The organism is Leptolyngbya sp. CCY15150, from assembly GCF_016888135.1.
GTDB lineage: Bacteria > Cyanobacteriota > Cyanobacteriia > RECH01 > RECH01 > RECH01.
In genome coordinates, this window is sequence record NZ_JACSWB010000147.1 from 218342 (window position 1) to 233890 (window position 15549).

13 protein-coding genes are annotated in these 15549 nt (G+C 53.8%); 10 read left to right on the forward strand and 3 right to left on the reverse strand.

Annotation, left to right across the window (positions count from 1 at the left end; all coding sequences use genetic code 11):
• Nucleotides 1-211 precede the first annotated feature (211 nt).
• The 8 genes from mrdA (at nucleotide 212) to JUJ53_RS06535 (ending at nucleotide 9611) form a co-directional block, all read left to right on the forward strand.
• Entirely contained in the window at nucleotides 212-2044 is a 1833-nt protein-coding gene (gene mrdA, locus JUJ53_RS06500) for a penicillin-binding protein 2 (RefSeq protein ID WP_204151165.1), read from the forward strand.
• A gap of 381 nt (nucleotides 2045-2425) precedes the next feature.
• Complete coding sequence (locus JUJ53_RS06505; protein ID WP_204151166.1) at nucleotides 2426-2815, forward strand: DUF1830 domain-containing protein; 390 nt, start codon at nucleotides 2426-2428, stop codon at nucleotides 2813-2815.
• 355 nt (nucleotides 2816-3170) lie between these two features.
• A complete protein-coding gene (gene deoC, locus JUJ53_RS06510; RefSeq protein WP_204151167.1) occupies nucleotides 3171-3866 on the forward strand; it encodes a deoxyribose-phosphate aldolase in 696 nt (231 codons plus the stop codon).
• Between the two features lie 120 nt (nucleotides 3867-3986).
• On the forward strand, nucleotides 3987-4940 hold the full coding sequence (gene recO / locus JUJ53_RS06515; RefSeq protein ID WP_204151168.1) for a DNA repair protein RecO: 954 nt from the start codon (nucleotides 3987-3989) through the stop codon (nucleotides 4938-4940).
• Between the two features lie 200 nt (nucleotides 4941-5140).
• Nucleotides 5141-6481, forward strand: coding sequence for an MFS transporter (locus JUJ53_RS06520; protein ID WP_343327902.1), 1341 nt, complete (start codon nucleotides 5141-5143; stop codon nucleotides 6479-6481).
• Nucleotides 6482-6644: 163 nt separating this feature from the next.
• Nucleotides 6645-7799 carry a glycosyltransferase family 4 protein gene (locus JUJ53_RS06525; protein WP_204151170.1) on the forward strand — a complete coding sequence of 385 codons (1155 nt, stop codon included), beginning with the start codon at nucleotides 6645-6647 and terminating at the stop codon, nucleotides 7797-7799.
• Nucleotides 7800-8186: 387 nt separating this feature from the next.
• A complete protein-coding gene (locus JUJ53_RS06530) occupies nucleotides 8187-9230 on the forward strand; it encodes an adenosine deaminase (protein WP_204151171.1) in 1044 nt (347 codons plus the stop codon).
• Nucleotides 9231-9392: 162 nt separating this feature from the next.
• Complete coding sequence (locus JUJ53_RS06535; protein ID WP_204151172.1) at nucleotides 9393-9611, forward strand: hypothetical protein; 219 nt, start codon at nucleotides 9393-9395, stop codon at nucleotides 9609-9611.
• 57 nt (nucleotides 9612-9668) lie between these two features.
• Here the strand turns inward: JUJ53_RS06535 and JUJ53_RS06540 are convergent, their stop codons facing one another.
• The 3 genes from JUJ53_RS06540 to JUJ53_RS06550 form a co-directional block, all read right to left on the reverse strand.
• Nucleotides 9669-11114, reverse strand: a complete 1446-nt coding sequence (locus JUJ53_RS06540) for a DUF4335 domain-containing protein (protein ID WP_204151173.1) — start codon at nucleotides 11112-11114, stop codon at nucleotides 9669-9671.
• Complete coding sequence (locus JUJ53_RS06545) at nucleotides 11111-11716, reverse strand: DUF3038 domain-containing protein (RefSeq protein ID WP_204151174.1); 606 nt, start codon at nucleotides 11714-11716, stop codon at nucleotides 11111-11113. Before JUJ53_RS06545 ends, JUJ53_RS06540 begins: the two co-directional genes overlap by 4 nt.
• A gap of 439 nt (nucleotides 11717-12155) precedes the next feature.
• Nucleotides 12156-12440, reverse strand: coding sequence for a DUF427 domain-containing protein (locus JUJ53_RS06550; protein ID WP_204151175.1), 285 nt, complete (start codon nucleotides 12438-12440; stop codon nucleotides 12156-12158).
• Nucleotides 12441-12658: 218 nt separating this feature from the next.
• On the opposite strand from JUJ53_RS06550, the gene JUJ53_RS06555 reads away from it, so the two are divergent.
• Both JUJ53_RS06555 and JUJ53_RS06560 read left to right on the forward strand, forming a co-directional pair.
• A complete protein-coding gene (locus JUJ53_RS06555; protein ID WP_204151238.1) occupies nucleotides 12659-14590 on the forward strand; it encodes a long-chain fatty acid--CoA ligase in 1932 nt (643 codons plus the stop codon).
• Nucleotides 14591-14985: 395 nt separating this feature from the next.
• Entirely contained in the window at nucleotides 14986-15435 is a 450-nt protein-coding gene (locus JUJ53_RS06560) for a YlqD family protein (RefSeq protein WP_204151176.1), read from the forward strand.
• Nucleotides 15436-15549 lie beyond the last annotated feature (114 nt).

Here is a 15549-nt window from a genome sequence, read left to right on the forward strand (position 1 = left end):
CAGGATAACCAGATAGGCCACTGTGGTCGTCACTTAGGCGATCGCTGATCAAGGTAACGGGCAAGCATCTTTAACCCAAATAGCATTCACACCCTAGCATTCACGTTGTCTGTGCCCTAGGGATGGGCAAGCATTGAGATTACTCTACCAGACTGCACGTTCTGTGCTCGTTGTACATGCCGATGTGCCGAGCGTTTTAGCCACATTGTCTATGACTCTGACCCAGAATCGTCCGAAGCCTCAACTCCGTCAGCGCAGTCCTCGCACTGTGGGACGACAGTACCAGTCTGTGCTTGTTCTTTTGGTGATATCGGTGTTTCTGTTGGGCGGTATGGGTGGCCGTCTTGCCTATCTTCAACTGCTGGAGGGCGATCGCAACCGCCAACTCGCGGAAGATAATCGCATTCGTCTCATCCCGCAGCAGCCTGAGCGAGGTCGCATTCTCGATCGAGAGGGGCGAATGTTGGCCGGTAGCCAGCTATCCTACTCGGTGTTTCTCTGGCCGGTTGCCAATACCGAAGAAGACTGGCAGCCGATTATCCGTCGCCTAGCGACGATCATTAATGTTCCAGCCGATACGATTCAGAATCGTCTAGAACAGTCTGGCTATGGATCTCCATCCTTAGTGCGCATTGTCCGCAGCGTTGACCCAGATGTCGTCACCGCCCTGGCGGAGCTAAGTTCTGACCTCAATGGTGTGCAGGTACAGCCAGAAACAGAGCGCTTTTATCCCTACGGTGAGATTGCAGCCCATGTGTTGGGCTACACCGGAGAAATGAGTGATGAAGAGCTGATTGAGCGTGAGGACGAAGGCTATCGCCTAGGGGATATTACTGGGCAGATGGGTGTGGAAGCTGCGTTTGAACCCCTTCTGCGGGGGCAGTGGGGCGGGCAGCAGGTGGAAGTCGATAGCTATGGGCATGTGCTTCAGGTGCTGGGGCAGAAGGAGTCGGAGGCGGGCAGTGATGTACAGCTTACGTTAGACCTCAAGCTCCAGTGGGCGGCGGAGAAGGCCTTGGGCGATCGCATTGGAGCCATTGTCGCCATCGATCCGCGCAACGGCGAAGTGTTAGCCATGGTCAGCCGTCCGGTGTTTGATCCCAATATTTTCTCCAACAACATCACGACAGCTCAGTGGCAAGCGCTGCAGGAGCAGGAATTTCCGTTTGTGAACCGAGCCTTGCAGGGCTATCCTCCTGCCAGTACGTTCAAGATTGTGACCACAACCGCCGCGATCGAATCGGGGAACTACAGCCCAGATACGGTGTTGCCGACCTTTCCCTTTATTCGGGCCGGTGGTATTGAGTTTTGGGATTGGAACAATGCTGGATTTGGCCCCCTTGGATTTACCGGTGCCATGGCCTACAGCAGCGATACCTTTTTCTACCAAACCGCCATGCGCATGGGTAGCCAGCCCCTAATTCAATGGACACGTCGCTTTGGCTTTGGGCAAAAAACCGGCATTGAGCTGTCTTCGGAAGAGTCATCAGGGTTGGTGCCTGATGAAAGCTGGAAACTTGAAAACATTGATGAGTCCTGGTTTCAAGGCGACACCATCAACATGTCTATTGGTCAAGGCTATCTGCAAGCGTCGCCCCTGCAGGTGGCGATCATGTTTGCGGTGGTGGCTAATGGGGGCGATCGGGTCACGCCTCATCTGCTGAGAACGGCTGAGCCTGTGGAGCGGTATCGCGAGAGTTTGGGCATTAGTGAGGAAACCTTGCGAGTGCTGCGCCAAGGCTTGCGAGAGGTAATTACCTATGGAACAGGGGCTGGGCTGAATGATGGCAACACGCCACCGATTGCAGGGAAGAGCGGTACGGCAGAAGATCCGCCGCGAAAATCCCATGCCTGGTTTGGAGCCTATGGCCCTGCGGACAATCCAGAAATTGTGGTAGTTGCCTTTGCTGAAAATGATGGTGGCGGCGGTAGTTCGGTGACGGGGCCGATGGTGCGTCAGGTATTGAATGCCTATTTTGGTGATGCACCGTTGCCAACGCCGCGTACCCCACCTCGTCCCGTGGATGATTCGTTAGATCCTTAGGGGCTAGCGTTGAAGCCGATGGTGTGGATGCTGAGACTTCAAACGCTGAGACGTTGGATGCTGAGACGCTGGATCCTGAAACTAGCAATCGCGTTTAGCTCCCTAAACGAGCGGCAGCCCTGAGGTGAAAATGGGCGTGGGTGCGTTGGGGCGGCGGGCTAGATACAAAAAGTTTTAGGTTCTTAGAAAAAGTACACCAATCCCTCAAAATTCCTCAACAGAGCAGGGGGAAAACCTTTCGGGGATCAGGGCAGATGAAACGATACTGCGCCGCTAATCCGAGACAGAGTATTGGTAGTCGGGTTTACAACTGATCTAAATCGCAGAGTGTTAGGTTAAAGGCGCAGTCGAATTTTTGGCATACCTCTCCTCCACAAGCTTATGGCTCAGATTCTTGATTCCCTTCCCACAGGCGTTGATAACCCTATCACGTGCTGCTACGTAAATGCTACCAGTAAGATTCAGATCGCTCGGATTACCAATGTTCCCAACTGGTATTTTGAACGGGTTGTTTTTCCTGGACAGCGATTGCTGTTTGAAACATTAAAGCATGCCCAACTGGAGATTCATACCGGTATGATGGCAAGCGCAATTTTGTCGGATACGATTCCCTGCGATCGCCTCGAAGTTGAGGAAGCAGAAGATGGATCGATTCGCTTTCTTGATCGCCGTCAGCCGGATGATGAAGCGTCTGACTACTCAGCCCCCATGCCGGTGGCTTCGGTATCTACGGCACCTCAGGCTTTGGCTGTGGCGTTATCGGCCGATTAGTCTTGGTTGTGTTCCAAGAGCGATCGCTCGTTGGTAATGTGGTATTACATCTGCAGGTTCAGAATCCTTTGCATTTTAGGACGCCCAATTGCTTAAAACCCTAGGCTGTCTAGGCATCTGATGACTTTTTTTGAATAATGGCTTTAGAAACACAAGAAACAATGGGGACATACCAACCGTATGTCCCTTTTTTCTTCGGTGTGGCGGGGCCTAGGGGTCTACTCGTTCCCGTCGTCTGGTCAGCGATCGGGGCGACACATGAGCGGGATAGCACAGTTTACGAAACATCCGATCACCCATACCTTGAGGGGAGATCTAAGCGACAATGGAGAATGGTGTTGCTTAGGGATTGATCATGGCCGCTGCTCATTCAGACCTTGATATTGCTCCCTTTATTGATCATGCCCTGCTCGACGTGACGGCTACGCCTGAACAGGTGGCTCGGTGCTGTGATGAAGCCGATCGCTTTCAGTTTGCCTCCGTTTGTGTCTATCCCATCCATGTGCAGCAGGCGGTGGAATATTTGCACAATAAAAATCCTAAGGTTTGTTCGGTGATTGGCTTTCCCACCGGCGCAACCACGGCGGCCGTTAAACTCTATGAAGCCCAAGAAGCCGCCGACCATGGTGCTACCGAGTTGGACGTGGTGATGAACATTGGCTGGCTGAAAACTGGGCAGAGCCAACTGCTGCATCGGGAATTGGCAGATATTTGTGATGCCACGGGGCAAACGGTGAAGGCGATTTTAGAAACCCATCTCCTCACCTACGAAGAAAAGCAACTGGCCGTTGATGTGTGCTTAGATGCCGGGGTACAGTTTCTGAAGACCAATACGGGCTGGTTTGGTGGCGTCACGGTGGAGGATGTGAAATTTCTCAAGGCTGCAGCCCGCGATCGCATCGGCATTAAGGCGTCCGGCGGCATTCGTACCTTTGAGCAAGCCATTGAACTCATCCTGGCTGGTGCAACCCGTCTGGGCACGTCTCGTGGCCCGGCCTTGATTCAGCATCGGCAGGATCCCAACGCCGAGAGTTCTGCGTCAGCCTATTAGTCGTCTCTTAGTTGTCTTGAAGAATCTAGCGCTGAGGGTAGACGTTACCTCTTGTTTGTGACTGGATCCCCGAGTGGTCATAGTCTGTTCGTGCCCCGTTCGCGCCTAACCCCATAGTTCATGCCCAAAACCTACAAGGCCATTGGAATTAACCTCAAAGGGATGCCTCTCGGTGAGAGCGATCGCTTGCTGACGTTGCTCACCCGTGAGCAGGGGCTAATGCGAGTCGTAGCTCCTGGCGCGCGTAAACACCACTCCAAACTAGGCGGGCGCAGCGAACTGTTTGTGGTCAACGACCTGCTGATTGCCACGGGACGGAGTCTTGATAAAATTGTCCAAGCAGAGACCATTGAATCGTTTCCAGGGTTAAGCCGGGATCTGAGAAAGCTCACGGCAGGGCAATATTTAGCAGAGCTGGCTCTCGGTCAAGCCATGGGGGATCAGCCCCAGGATGAGCTCTTTGACCTGGTGGTTGAACATCTGGGGCGCATTGCTGCCTTGCCAGGGGCCTTGGCGATCGCCACGCTCACCCATGCCATGTTTCACCTGCTGACCCTAGCCGGCCTGTCTCCCCAAGTGCAGCTTTGTTGCATGACTCAGCAACCCCTGAGTCCAAACTTTAGCCAGGCAGGATGGCGGGTTGGGTTTAGTCCGGCTGCAGGTGGTATTGTGCAGTTAGATCCTGCTGTTGGTCTACCGAGGCATCCCGATCGCCCTCGCCGCCCACCGATTCAGCCACCGGATCAAATGGCATCGCCTACGATCCCTAGGCATCGTCATCCCGCTCGCGTTCAGCCCGCGATCGCCTCCATGGGTGCCTTGGAACTCGCCGTCTTACAGCGACTTTCCCAACCGCACCTCATTCAAGCCGACGGTCGGCTGATGATGGGGGGCACGATGGATGGCACGGCTGCCGCTGCGGCATCGCTGGTGGAAGCCGACCCGATTCCCCCTGATGTCTGGCTGTCTCTAGAGCGACTCCTGCGCCACTACGCCCAGTATCATTTCGATCGCCCAATTCGGTCGGCCGACTTAATTGAAACCTGTTTTGCAGGTGTTCCCCCCGCGCCCTAACGCCATCCACCCTCCGCTATGCCGTTGTCAGATTTATGAAGCGATCGCCCCCGTCTGATTTTGACTATCCCGTCTTTCATTCCAGTCGGCTTGAGCCAGACGGTGGTGATGCATGGAATGCGGCACCTGAGGTTTCTATCCCTCCAGAGCGATCGCCCACGATCCAGCCTGATCCCGCATCTCACCACGATTCAGCCCCTATGCCCTCTCCCCTCCCATCTTCCCCGGAGCAAGACTCTGGTTTCTGGCCAGTTTTAAGGAACCGTAACTTTCTGCTGATGTGGATTGGGCAAGTGTTTTCCCAACTCGCAGACAAGGTGTACCTGGTGCTGATGATTTCGATCATCGCCAACCACTTTCAGGGGCCAGGGCAAAGCATTAGTGGATGGGTTTCGGCGATCATGATTGCCTTTACCATTCCCGCCATTTTATTTGGCTCCATTGCTGGCGTCTTCGTCGATCGCTGGTCGAAAAAAGCTGTTCTAACGAGTAGTAATCTCCTGCGGGCAGGATTGGTGTTTCTGCTGCCAATTTTGCTGGTCATCTTCGAACCCTGGGTCGAGATCTCTCAGATTCCTGCAGGATTTGCGGTTCTCCTCGTCGTGACTTTCTGTATCTCGACCTTAACCCAGTTTTTTTCCCCTGCCGAGCAAGCAACCCTACCGTTGATTGTGCCGTCTAGGCATTTGTTATCGGCTAATTCTCTCTACACCACCACCATGATGGCGTCGGTGATTGTCGGCTTTGCTGTGGGAGAACCATTGCTGGAAGCTGCGGGGCAGTGGGTGGAAGCGGTTGGTGCATCTGTTGGTTTGGATTCAGAGGGTGGAAAAGAAGCGATCGTTGGACTAGGCTATGGAATTGCGGGATTAATTCTCCTGTTTTTGAACACCAACGAAGCGGCCCTCGATCCCCATCGAGAACATCCCCATGTCTGGCAAGATATTCAAGATGGGGTGAGGTATCTGGGCAAAAACGACCGTGTGCGAGCGGCGCTGATTCAGTTGGTGATGCTGTTCTCTGTCTTTGCTGCCCTAGCCGTACTGGCTGTACGACTGGCGGAAGTGATCCCCACGATTGAATCAGATCAATTTGGTTTCCTGTTGGCAGCCGGCGGCGTTGGTCTGGCCATGGGTGCAACGGGTATTGGCCAATTTGGACAATCTATGCCCCGTGCGCGCCTGAGTTTGTATGGGTCTCTCGGAATGGCGATCGCCCTCTGTACCCTTGCTTTGTTCACCCAACAACTGTTGCCAACGCTAATCATTATTGGACTACTGGGCATGTTTGCTGCCATTATTGCAGTACCCATGCAAACCACCATTCAGGCTGAAACTCCAGAAGCCATGAGAGGCAAAGTTTTCGGCTTGCAAAATAATGCCGTTAACATTGCTCTAAGCCTGCCCTTAGCCCTAGCTAGCGTAGCGGAAAGCTATCTCGGCCTGCAAACTGTCTTTGTTGGTTTAGGCGGGATGGTTGCCATGGGAGGTGTCTTAACCTGGTATATTTCCCGTAAGGGATCAATAAAAACCAGCTCTTAAATAGCTTCTTTCGATTGAAATTCAGAATAGCCTCAGGCTGCTCGTCAGAATAACATAGCTCTCAAACGGCATACCGCTGAGACATAGGGATTATGACATCAAACCTTTGATCTGACTGCATCTGTCGTTCGTCCCACTTTTATATCATTTCAAATTCACTTGAATGCACATCGCTTGGCTTGGAAAAAAATCCCCCTTTTGCGGGAATGTCACCTATGGTCGAGAGATCACCAATGCGCTAGTTCATCGCGGGCATCGCGTCAGCTTTTTACACTTCTCCCAAGCAGATTCCACTGAATCGACGGCCCACAATCAGGGGCATGATGAAGTATCGATCCCATTTTTATATAAATCCCAGATTGCCACGATTCCCTCTCCCCGATCGGGCAAGGTCTTGTTTGATGCCCTACGGGATTTGAAGCCAGATTTAGTTCATGCCTCGCTGACCCTCTCCCCGCTTGACTTCCGCCTTCCCGAGATCTGCCATGAACTCGGCATCCCCCTCGTGGCCACCTTTCATCCTCCCTTTGATCGCAAGCGGCGCAACCTCACGTCTAGCACCCAGCATCTCACCTACCAGGTCTATGCTCCATCCCTAGCGCAGTACGATCGCGTCATTGTGTTTTCCTACATCCAGCGCGACCTCCTGATGAAGCTGGGCGTGCCGTCCGAGACTGTTGCGGTGATCCCCAACGGTGTGGATGTGGAAAAATACTCCCCCGGCTTCTCCAATATCAAACGCGAAGTTCAGGCTGAACGGCTATTTGTTTACCAAGGACGGGTTGCCCTTGAGAAAAATGTGGAGTCATTACTCAGGGCGTGGCGACAGGCTGATCTAGCACCCAGTAGTAAGCTGCTGATTGTGGGCAATGGCCCCCTTGCGCCGTCGCTGCGGGCCTTTTACGCCTTGGATAGCAGTATTGTTTGGCTGGGGTTTATTTCCGATGAAGCGCGGCGGATCGAGATCTTGCGGGGAGCTGATGTGTTTATTCTGCCTTCCCTGGTGGAAGGTTTATCCTTGTCTTTGCTAGAGGCGATGTCCTGTGAAACGGCTTGCCTAGCCACCGATGCCGGTGCTGATGGCGAGGTGCTAGAGACTGGCGCTGGGATTGTCTTGAATACCCAACGCGTTGCCACCCAACTGCAAACGCTGATCCCAGTTTTCCAAGATCATCCCGAACTCGCTGCCCTTCTCGGACGAAAGGCACGACAGCGCGTGTTGGATCGCTATACCCTCAGCAACAATATCACCGCCCTAGAACACCTCTATGACCAATTGGTGAAGCGATCGCAGGTCTTTTTGGGCACCTCTGTGTAGCCATTCTGTATTGCGATTCGATGAATGTTGCGGCTTAGACAGATTAATTTGTCTATCATTTTATTAGGTGCTTACTCCTAGCACTTAATGAAACTTCACTATGTGTTGCTGTTGTCGGTCGATGCCGCTCCATCCCATTTGGAGATCAGGCTCGGCCGATTCTAATAAAACTGAACAACGTGGATCGCATCGCATATCCCTGATTGACGGACAAAACTTGTTAGCCAAATTCTTGAAAGCCCTCACCCCAGATCTCCCCCCAGTGGAGATCCGTAGGGGTGAATCAACTCCTCTCGATCTCTAGGAGGGCTTGGGGATAAGGGCTGTAAGCTTTTGTCAATCAACCAGCGAAGACTCAGTCAACCTAATCTAGTATCAGAGGTTCTTGTGGCTTTATACGCAGAATTGCATCGCCATCTCGGTGGCTCCGTCGTGCCGAGAGTGCTGTGGCGGTATCTCCATCGCCATCATCCCGATCAGGTGTCCCAGTTTCAAACCTACGATGACTTTGAAACCTTTTTCACTCGCCCACGTAATACCCTGGATGAATATCTAGAGCTGCACACCTTGGTGGAGCATGTGCAAACCCTGGAAGCCCTGCCCTACTTTGTATATCGTTTGATGCGCGGGGCCTATGTGTTTGAAAACCTAGCCTACCTGGAGTTGCGGTATACCCCCTACCTACGAACGCCCAATCATCTCAGTCAAACAGAACGGATCGATCAAATGGGAGCGATCGTTGAAGCGGTGGGGCAGGCTAGTCAGATTGGTGAGTATCCCATTGTGACTAGCCAAATTTTATGTATGCATTCCCGGCTACCCTACGAGGTGAATCGGGCCATTGTGGATCTGGCTGCCCAGATGCCGCAGTATGTCTGCGCCATTGATTTAGCTGGGGGCGATGCTCACTATGCTGAACGCCTAGATGAGTATGTAGAACTGTATCGCTACGGGCGATCGCTTGGGCTGAAAACCACTGGGCATCTTTACGAAACGCCCCAGGGTTGCTATCCAGAACTGTTGCCCTACCTGATGCGCATTGGCCATGGCATTCAGATTCCTTTGCTGTATCCTGAACTGCTGCGGCAGGTGGCAGCCAACCAGCAATGCTTAGAAGTCTGTCCCACCACGTATCTCAAAACCGGGACGTTGGAGGATATTGAGCAACTTAAGGTCGTCTTCGATCGCTGCTTTGAAGCCGGCGTAGACATTGCCATTTGCACCGATAACGCTGGGCTCCACAACAAGCGCCTGCCGTTTGAGTATGAAAGCCTGCTCACCCACGACATCATTGGCTTTGAAGAACTCCAGACCTGCCAAGACGCGGCGTTTAAACATGCCTTTGCCTGGACGCATCAACAACAGCCTGCTTCCATTCTGAGTAATGTGTTGCGTCCCGAGCCCAAACTTGTGGGGTCGAGCAATTCCTAGGCATCTCCGTGGGCTGAGCAGAGCTGAAGCCCACGCCTCTTCTGGTGGTGCATTGAAGCAAGCCAATCGGAGTGCTATGGTTTGGGAGTTAGAGACGCGGTTGCCCTGTGTCTCGATCCCCACAACCTAACCCTTCGTCGATTTGATAGTGATCCCGCTGCTATGACAGAAACCCCGTCTCACCATCAGCCCCACTGGGCTATGCAATTCCTCCAGCTCTTAGCCCTGTTTTCCATGGCGATTTTGCTCAGTGGTCTAGCCACGAACTACGTCTTCCATCGACTTCGGCTATTAGCAGGAGATGGGGTGAGCTGCACGCGCTATCTACCCGACGGTGGTGTTGAGCGGCTTTATGGTGCTACGCAATGCGATCGCAACTAGTTCGGTCTAGGCTGGCGAAGCAAAGCTCAGAGGCAAAGATTCAGGAGCCAAGGAGCACTAGAACCCTTGCCACGGGCTCACCTGGAGCACACCATCTTGAGTAATGACCACCAAAAACTGTCCTTGATCGTCTTGGCGATCGCTGTCCGTCGCTGCTGCGCTGAGGGTGGGCAAGGGTGTTTTGCTCAGAAACTCTGATGCTGCATCATCCAGAGGTTCATAATCAACGACTACGCCATCGGGGGTCATGTTGACCCGATAGCTGATGTCTGTAGAGAGCGATCGCCGATCGGCATCCTCCAACCCATCCAGGATCAGGTCGTATAAGTCCCAATTGAGGTTGGCGAGCTGGGCAGGATCCGTGATTTCAGTCCCCAATTCTACGGGCTCTTGCTCTGCCGATGCCTCCGGCAAGCGGCCGTGCCATGGGCTGACTTCTACGGCTCCAGCGGGCGTAAAGACCACTCGATATTGGGCCACGGGCTCCTGTTGTGCTGCCTCTGGATCCAGCAAGGTGTATTGCAGATCGGGCAGGGGTGTTTCATCGACCCGGACTAGGGCGGCATCGTTGACATATTTAAAGCCCAAGACATCGCCATTCTCAGCCACCGCCACTCGGTAGACCAGCGCATCTTCAAAGCTATGCTCCTGAGTCCAGCTATCAAACAGATTTTCCTGAAGCTGCACCATTAATTGATCAACTACATCTGGCTCGACAATCAGCGGCGCATCGCTAAACAGCACCTCGGTTGCTTCATCGCTTGCGGCATCTAGGTCACTGCCTGCATCCAGGGATTCTGCTTCTTCGGAGGAGGCTTCGCTGGGGGGATTGTCACCGCTGGCCACCGTATCCGTCGAGTTGGCTTGCACATCGGTGACCGCTTCTGAAGGCGATTCCTCCGATGGGCGAAACTCGGGTACCGGCACAAAGAAGAAGGCGATCGCGGCGGTTGCTAAGCCGGCCACGCCCAAAGCTGCTGGTAACGCTCGTTTGGCCAAAGGCTGTTTGGGAGTGGTTTGACGCTTGCGCACTGGCGTCAGGCTGAGCGTTAGCCCTGGAATCGTTTGGCTATCGGCATAAAACTGATCGATAGCTTCTACTAAGTCAAACAACTGCACCGTCATTAAGTCAAAACTGATGGACTCTGACTGGGTGCGGGCCGGATCATCCGTCAACGCTTGGGGGTAGATGGTCAGGCGATGAAAATTGGACGAGACTTGTTCGATGACGACGGGTTTGGCGCGATCGCCTCGCTCACGGCTGTAGGGTACACCGCTCAAAAATTGCTGGGCGTAGGCGCTGGCGGTGGCGATGAGCTGCTCGAAAAACTCACGCCCGCCTTTGATGGAGCGATCGTGACCATTAAACCGACATTCAAAGCTCGTCAAAATAGACAACAGGGGGCGTCCGGCTGAGTCGCCATTCCCCAAGCCCACCTCTTCTCCCCAACCATCGAGGGTGAGGGTGCAATTTGGTAAGCTATACAGCCGCTGAATACTCATGCCACTTCCCCGTCAAACACACTACTCCAAAGGCGCTGAGTTCCTGATGTACCGGTGCAAAATAGGAGCTGACCGAGTAATAGGAGAGCCAGTTCATTCAGCTTTTCATCCGTATCGTAGGCCATGACGCCAGCCCGTTTTGGATTCATCCGCGAGCGGAAATGGGCCCGAAAGCGCTCCAAATATTCTGCCAACCGGAAGTGATGATCGGGCGACAGTTGCTTTTCCTGAAGCTGTTGATGGGCAAGCAACAGTTGACGAATCAGCACGGTTAATCGACGGGCCAGGCTACAGGCAATCAGCACCAAGGCTTTGCCCTCTGCCAGGGTGAGAGGACGACGTTGGCTATTGCGACGAAACGGATTGGTGCTCCGCAGCCGCCAGAGCATGACCCGATTTTTAATAATGCTTTGCAGTTCTAGCTCTTTGGCGGCCTTGAGGATGGCTTCTGAACCACTGAGGTCGAGCGCTTCAATCGCCAATAGAATCAAGTCAATCTGCAAACGGGCCCGACGCGGACAGACTCCATCCGCAACTGGCATATCTGGCAGGATATCCAAAATCATAGGCACCGGCTTGGCAGGAGGATGGTGTACTTGCATTACCCTCGCGAAAACATTCAGCAGAATTGTATCAAAACCGAGGATGACTTTTAGAGAAGACGGGCAGAAAACCCCTAGGGTAACCCAGTGTATTTTCTAACCGACCGGTAGGTCACCGTTGCGATCGCCAAGGCTACCCCCATGGAAGGTCGCCCAGACATTCCCCTAGTCTGCCCTCAAACATGTTCTTGATGAACATAATGCTAGGCTACATTCTCCAGAGGTTGACTCCGTAGGCAGGGATCTAGCACAACCGCGCTGATGGGTAACGTGCGGCCTTCCAATGGTAGGGTGTTACGCGCCAATTTGGGTAAATCTGACGCAATTTTGTAGACGGCGATCGCTTGGGTAGGGTTGCAGGATGGAGGCTGATGGTGCAACCGTCGTTTCCAGCGTAGGTTGCCAACGTAGACCCTTGAGTCTGACGGAGGCTGCTGCCCTAAGCTTCAACGGTGACCCCGCGCCAAAAGGCAACATAGCTTTTAATATTCTGAGCCGCCGTCTTGGGCTCCGGATAATACCAGGCTGCATCTTTATTGGTTTTGCCATTCACGTCCAGGGTGTAATAGCTAGCAACGCCTTTCCAGCCGCAGGTCGTGTGGGTTTCGCTGGGGGTGAAATACTCCATCTGCAAAGCATCAGGCGGAAAGTACTGGTTGCCTTCAACAACTTCACAGCGATCGCTCTCAGCAATCACAACTCCATTCCAAATTGCTCGGGGCATCGTTTTACTGTCCTTGGTGACTAGGGTTTAGATCTAGGGCGCGTGGGCCACTGTTCTTATTATGACGGGCGTAGCCAGTAGATATTCTGTCTACCGCTATGTCAATCTAGCAGCATTCCGCAGTACGCTAGACCCAGCATTGTAGGAGACGGATTGTGGCTCAAACCCCCGCAGCTCACTATGGTTTAACGGCGGATGACCAACAGCGTTTGGCTCCCATGATTGACTATCGCGCCGTGCGATCGCTTCCCGAGATTTGGGCGATCGCGGCCCAGCGTCCAGATGTGGCCCAGCAGGTGGCCCTCCATGCACCTCACAGTAAGCCCGAGGTGCGTATCACCTATAGCCAGCTCCATGAACGGATCCAACTCTGCGGCGCGGCGCTGCAGCATTTGGGAATCTGCAAGGGCGATCGGGTGGGCTTGATTGCCGACAACAGTCCTCGTTGGCTGATTGCCGATCAGGGCATTATGGCTGCGGGAGCTGTGGGCGTGGTGCGCGGTGCCCAGGCAGCGGTGGAAGAACTATGGTTCATTCTTAAAAACAGTGGGAGCACGAGTCTGATCGTGGAGGATCAGGCCACGTTTCTAAAGCTTAAGGCAGGTTTGGCAGAGCTGCCGATCCAGCGGGTGATGTGGCTGAGCGATGAGCCGGTGCCCACCGAGGATTTGGGCTACCCGGTCTTCAATTTTTCTAGCCTGCTGGAGCAAGGGGAGGGGCGATCGCTGCAGCCCGTGCCCCTCGACCCCAGCGACCTGGCCACCCTGCTCTACACTTCCGGCACCACCGGACATCCCAAGGGCGTCATGCTCACCCATGCCAATCTGCTACATCAGGTCACCACCCTGGGTGTTGTGGTGCAGCCCAAGGCGGGCGATCGCGTGCTCAGCATTTTGCCCACCTGGCACGCCTACGAGCGCTCCTGTGAATATTTTCTGCTTTCCCAAGGCTGCACCCAGGTCTATACCAGCCTGCGCCACGTGAAAGAAGACCTGAAAACCTTTCAACCCCATTTTATGGTGGGTGTGCCTCGGCTTTGGGAGTCTATCTATGAAGGCATCCAGCGGCAACTGCGCGAACAGCCGGCCTCTCGCCAAAAGCTGGTCAACACGTTCCTCACCAACAGCCATCGCTACATCACGGCTAAACGCACCTACAGCGGTTTGAATCTGGAGCACCTGCACCCTTCAACCCTCGAACGGATGCTGGCAGGACTGGAAGCGATCGCCCGCTGGCCCCTGCATCGTCTAGGCCATCGCTTGGTCTACAGCAAAATCCGTGGCGCAACCGGCGGCAACATTAAGCAGGTGATTAGCGGCGGCGGTTCCTTGGCAAAACATTTGGATACCTTCTTTGAAGTGATTGGTGTGGAGGTGCTTGTGGGCTATGGGCTTACCGAAACTGCGCCAGTGCTCACGGCACGTCGCCCTTGGAACAATCTGCGAGGATCTGCCGGGCAGCCGGTTCCCGGTACCGAAATTCGCATCGTCCATCTCGAAACCCGTCAACCTCTGCCGGTGGGCGATCGCGGCCTCGTGCTAGCCCGTGGCCCTCAGGTCATGACGGGCTATTATCAAAATCCTGAAGCAACGGCCAAGGCCATCGATGCCGACGGCTGGTTTGACACCGGCGATCTGGGACATCTCACGGCAGGCGGACATTTGGTGTTGACCGGACGCGCTAAGGACACCATTGTCCTCACCAATGGCGAGAATGTAGAACCCCAGCCCATTGAAGATGCCTGTGTGCGCAGTCCCTATGTTGACCAGATTATGCTGGTGGGCCAAGATCAGCGCTCCCTGGGGGCTCTGATTGTGCCCAACTTAAATGCCTTAGAACTTTGGGCCAATCAGCAGGGTAAAACCCTTCAGGTACCTGAAGGCGTCAGCCTAGACAAACCCGACCCCCAACCAGGGCGATCGCCCCTGTCTATGGAGGATGGGATGATTCAAAGCCTGTATCGCCAAGAATTAACCCACCATGTGCAAGATCGGTCAAATTACCAAGCCAACGATCGCATTGGCCCCTTCCGGCTGATTCTGGAGCCGTTTTCTATGGACAACGGCATGATGACTCAAACCCTGAAGATTCGTCGCCCTGTTGTCTACGATCGCTATCGGTCGCTGATCGACGAGATGTTTGAACATTAGCCAGCCGATTTGAGACCCAGGCAACCAATTCCGTCAGATTGCGTCGAAATCATCCAGGCGGCAATTGTCGGCCATTTTAGGGACGCGATCGCGGTATGATCAACGGGACGTTTAGCCCACCTTCATCGATCGTTCTAGGCATGGTGCGATCGCCCAACAGATGATCCTAAAGCTATTGGCCCTGACATGAAGGCTGAATTGCGTCATCAGGCTGCGATCGATGTCATAACGCTCTATATCAATGCGGCATCACGCTACCGTGACGCAGTCTGACGACAGACCTTACCGGGCTGTCATCCAGCGCGGCAGCTACCGGTATTCGTGAGTGGCCGTGCTAGGGTCGGTGCATCCGTCTTACAACTCATGTTACTCCCAAGATTTCTACGCAGTTGCCCATGGAAGCTTCACAATCACACCTATTACTGAAACGGCTGATCAACATCAAAGTTGTTGTGACTCCCCGTTGGAAAGAAGAGGTTCAACAACAGTTGCAAACCCAAATCAACCAACTGGATGGTCAGCTTCAGCAGCTTGAGGCCCAAGGACAGCGGATGGTGACAGAGGTTCAGAAACAAAGTGGGTCATCGGATGACCCCGCCGTGAGCCAACAAATTGGCAGCATTCAAACCCAAGTCAACCAAAAGAAAAGCGAGTTGCTAGAGAAGAAAAACCAAACTCTACAGCAGCTTCAACAGGTGCAGCTCCTAGAAATGGAGCAAGAAGTGGGTCAAGGGCAAATTGAGAGCTTCTTCCGTATTGAGAAGGGCGATAACCTGATCCGCAAAATGCAGGTGGAAATCCTCATGCGGGATGGAGTGGTGGAAGATATCCGTGGCGATCTCTAACCTCATCCTTCGTTGACCTATGGGGCGATCGCTGCACCCTGATTGCGGGCAAGCGATCGCCCCTAAAGCTTTACTGGGTGACCTATCTGGGGGCATGATTCATCCCTCCAGGGC

Coding starts and splice junctions, on each gene's coding strand:
- JUJ53_RS06535 (WP_204151172.1), top strand. CDS start 9,393: ATGACAGAAACCCCGTCTCACCATCAGCCCCACTGGGCTATGCAATTC.
- JUJ53_RS06505 (WP_204151166.1), top strand. CDS start 2,426: ATGGCTCAGATTCTTGATTCCCTTCCCACAGGCGTTGATAACCCTATC.
- JUJ53_RS06550 (WP_204151175.1), bottom strand. CDS start 12,440: ATGCCCCGAGCAATTTGGAATGGAGTTGTGATTGCTGAGAGCGATCGC.
- deoC (WP_204151167.1), top strand. CDS start 3,171: ATGGCCGCTGCTCATTCAGACCTTGATATTGCTCCCTTTATTGATCAT.
- mrdA (WP_204151165.1), top strand. CDS start 212: ATGACTCTGACCCAGAATCGTCCGAAGCCTCAACTCCGTCAGCGCAGT.
- recO (WP_204151168.1), top strand. CDS start 3,987: ATGCCCAAAACCTACAAGGCCATTGGAATTAACCTCAAAGGGATGCCT.
- JUJ53_RS06555 (WP_204151238.1), top strand. CDS start 12,659: ATGATTGACTATCGCGCCGTGCGATCGCTTCCCGAGATTTGGGCGATC.
- JUJ53_RS06525 (WP_204151170.1), top strand. CDS start 6,645: ATGCACATCGCTTGGCTTGGAAAAAAATCCCCCTTTTGCGGGAATGTC.
- JUJ53_RS06520 (WP_343327902.1), top strand. CDS start 5,141: ATGCCCTCTCCCCTCCCATCTTCCCCGGAGCAAGACTCTGGTTTCTGG.
- JUJ53_RS06560 (WP_204151176.1), top strand. CDS start 14,986: ATGGAAGCTTCACAATCACACCTATTACTGAAACGGCTGATCAACATC.
- JUJ53_RS06540 (WP_204151173.1), bottom strand. CDS start 11,114: ATGAGTATTCAGCGGCTGTATAGCTTACCAAATTGCACCCTCACCCTC.
- JUJ53_RS06545 (WP_204151174.1), bottom strand. CDS start 11,716: ATGCAAGTACACCATCCTCCTGCCAAGCCGGTGCCTATGATTTTGGAT.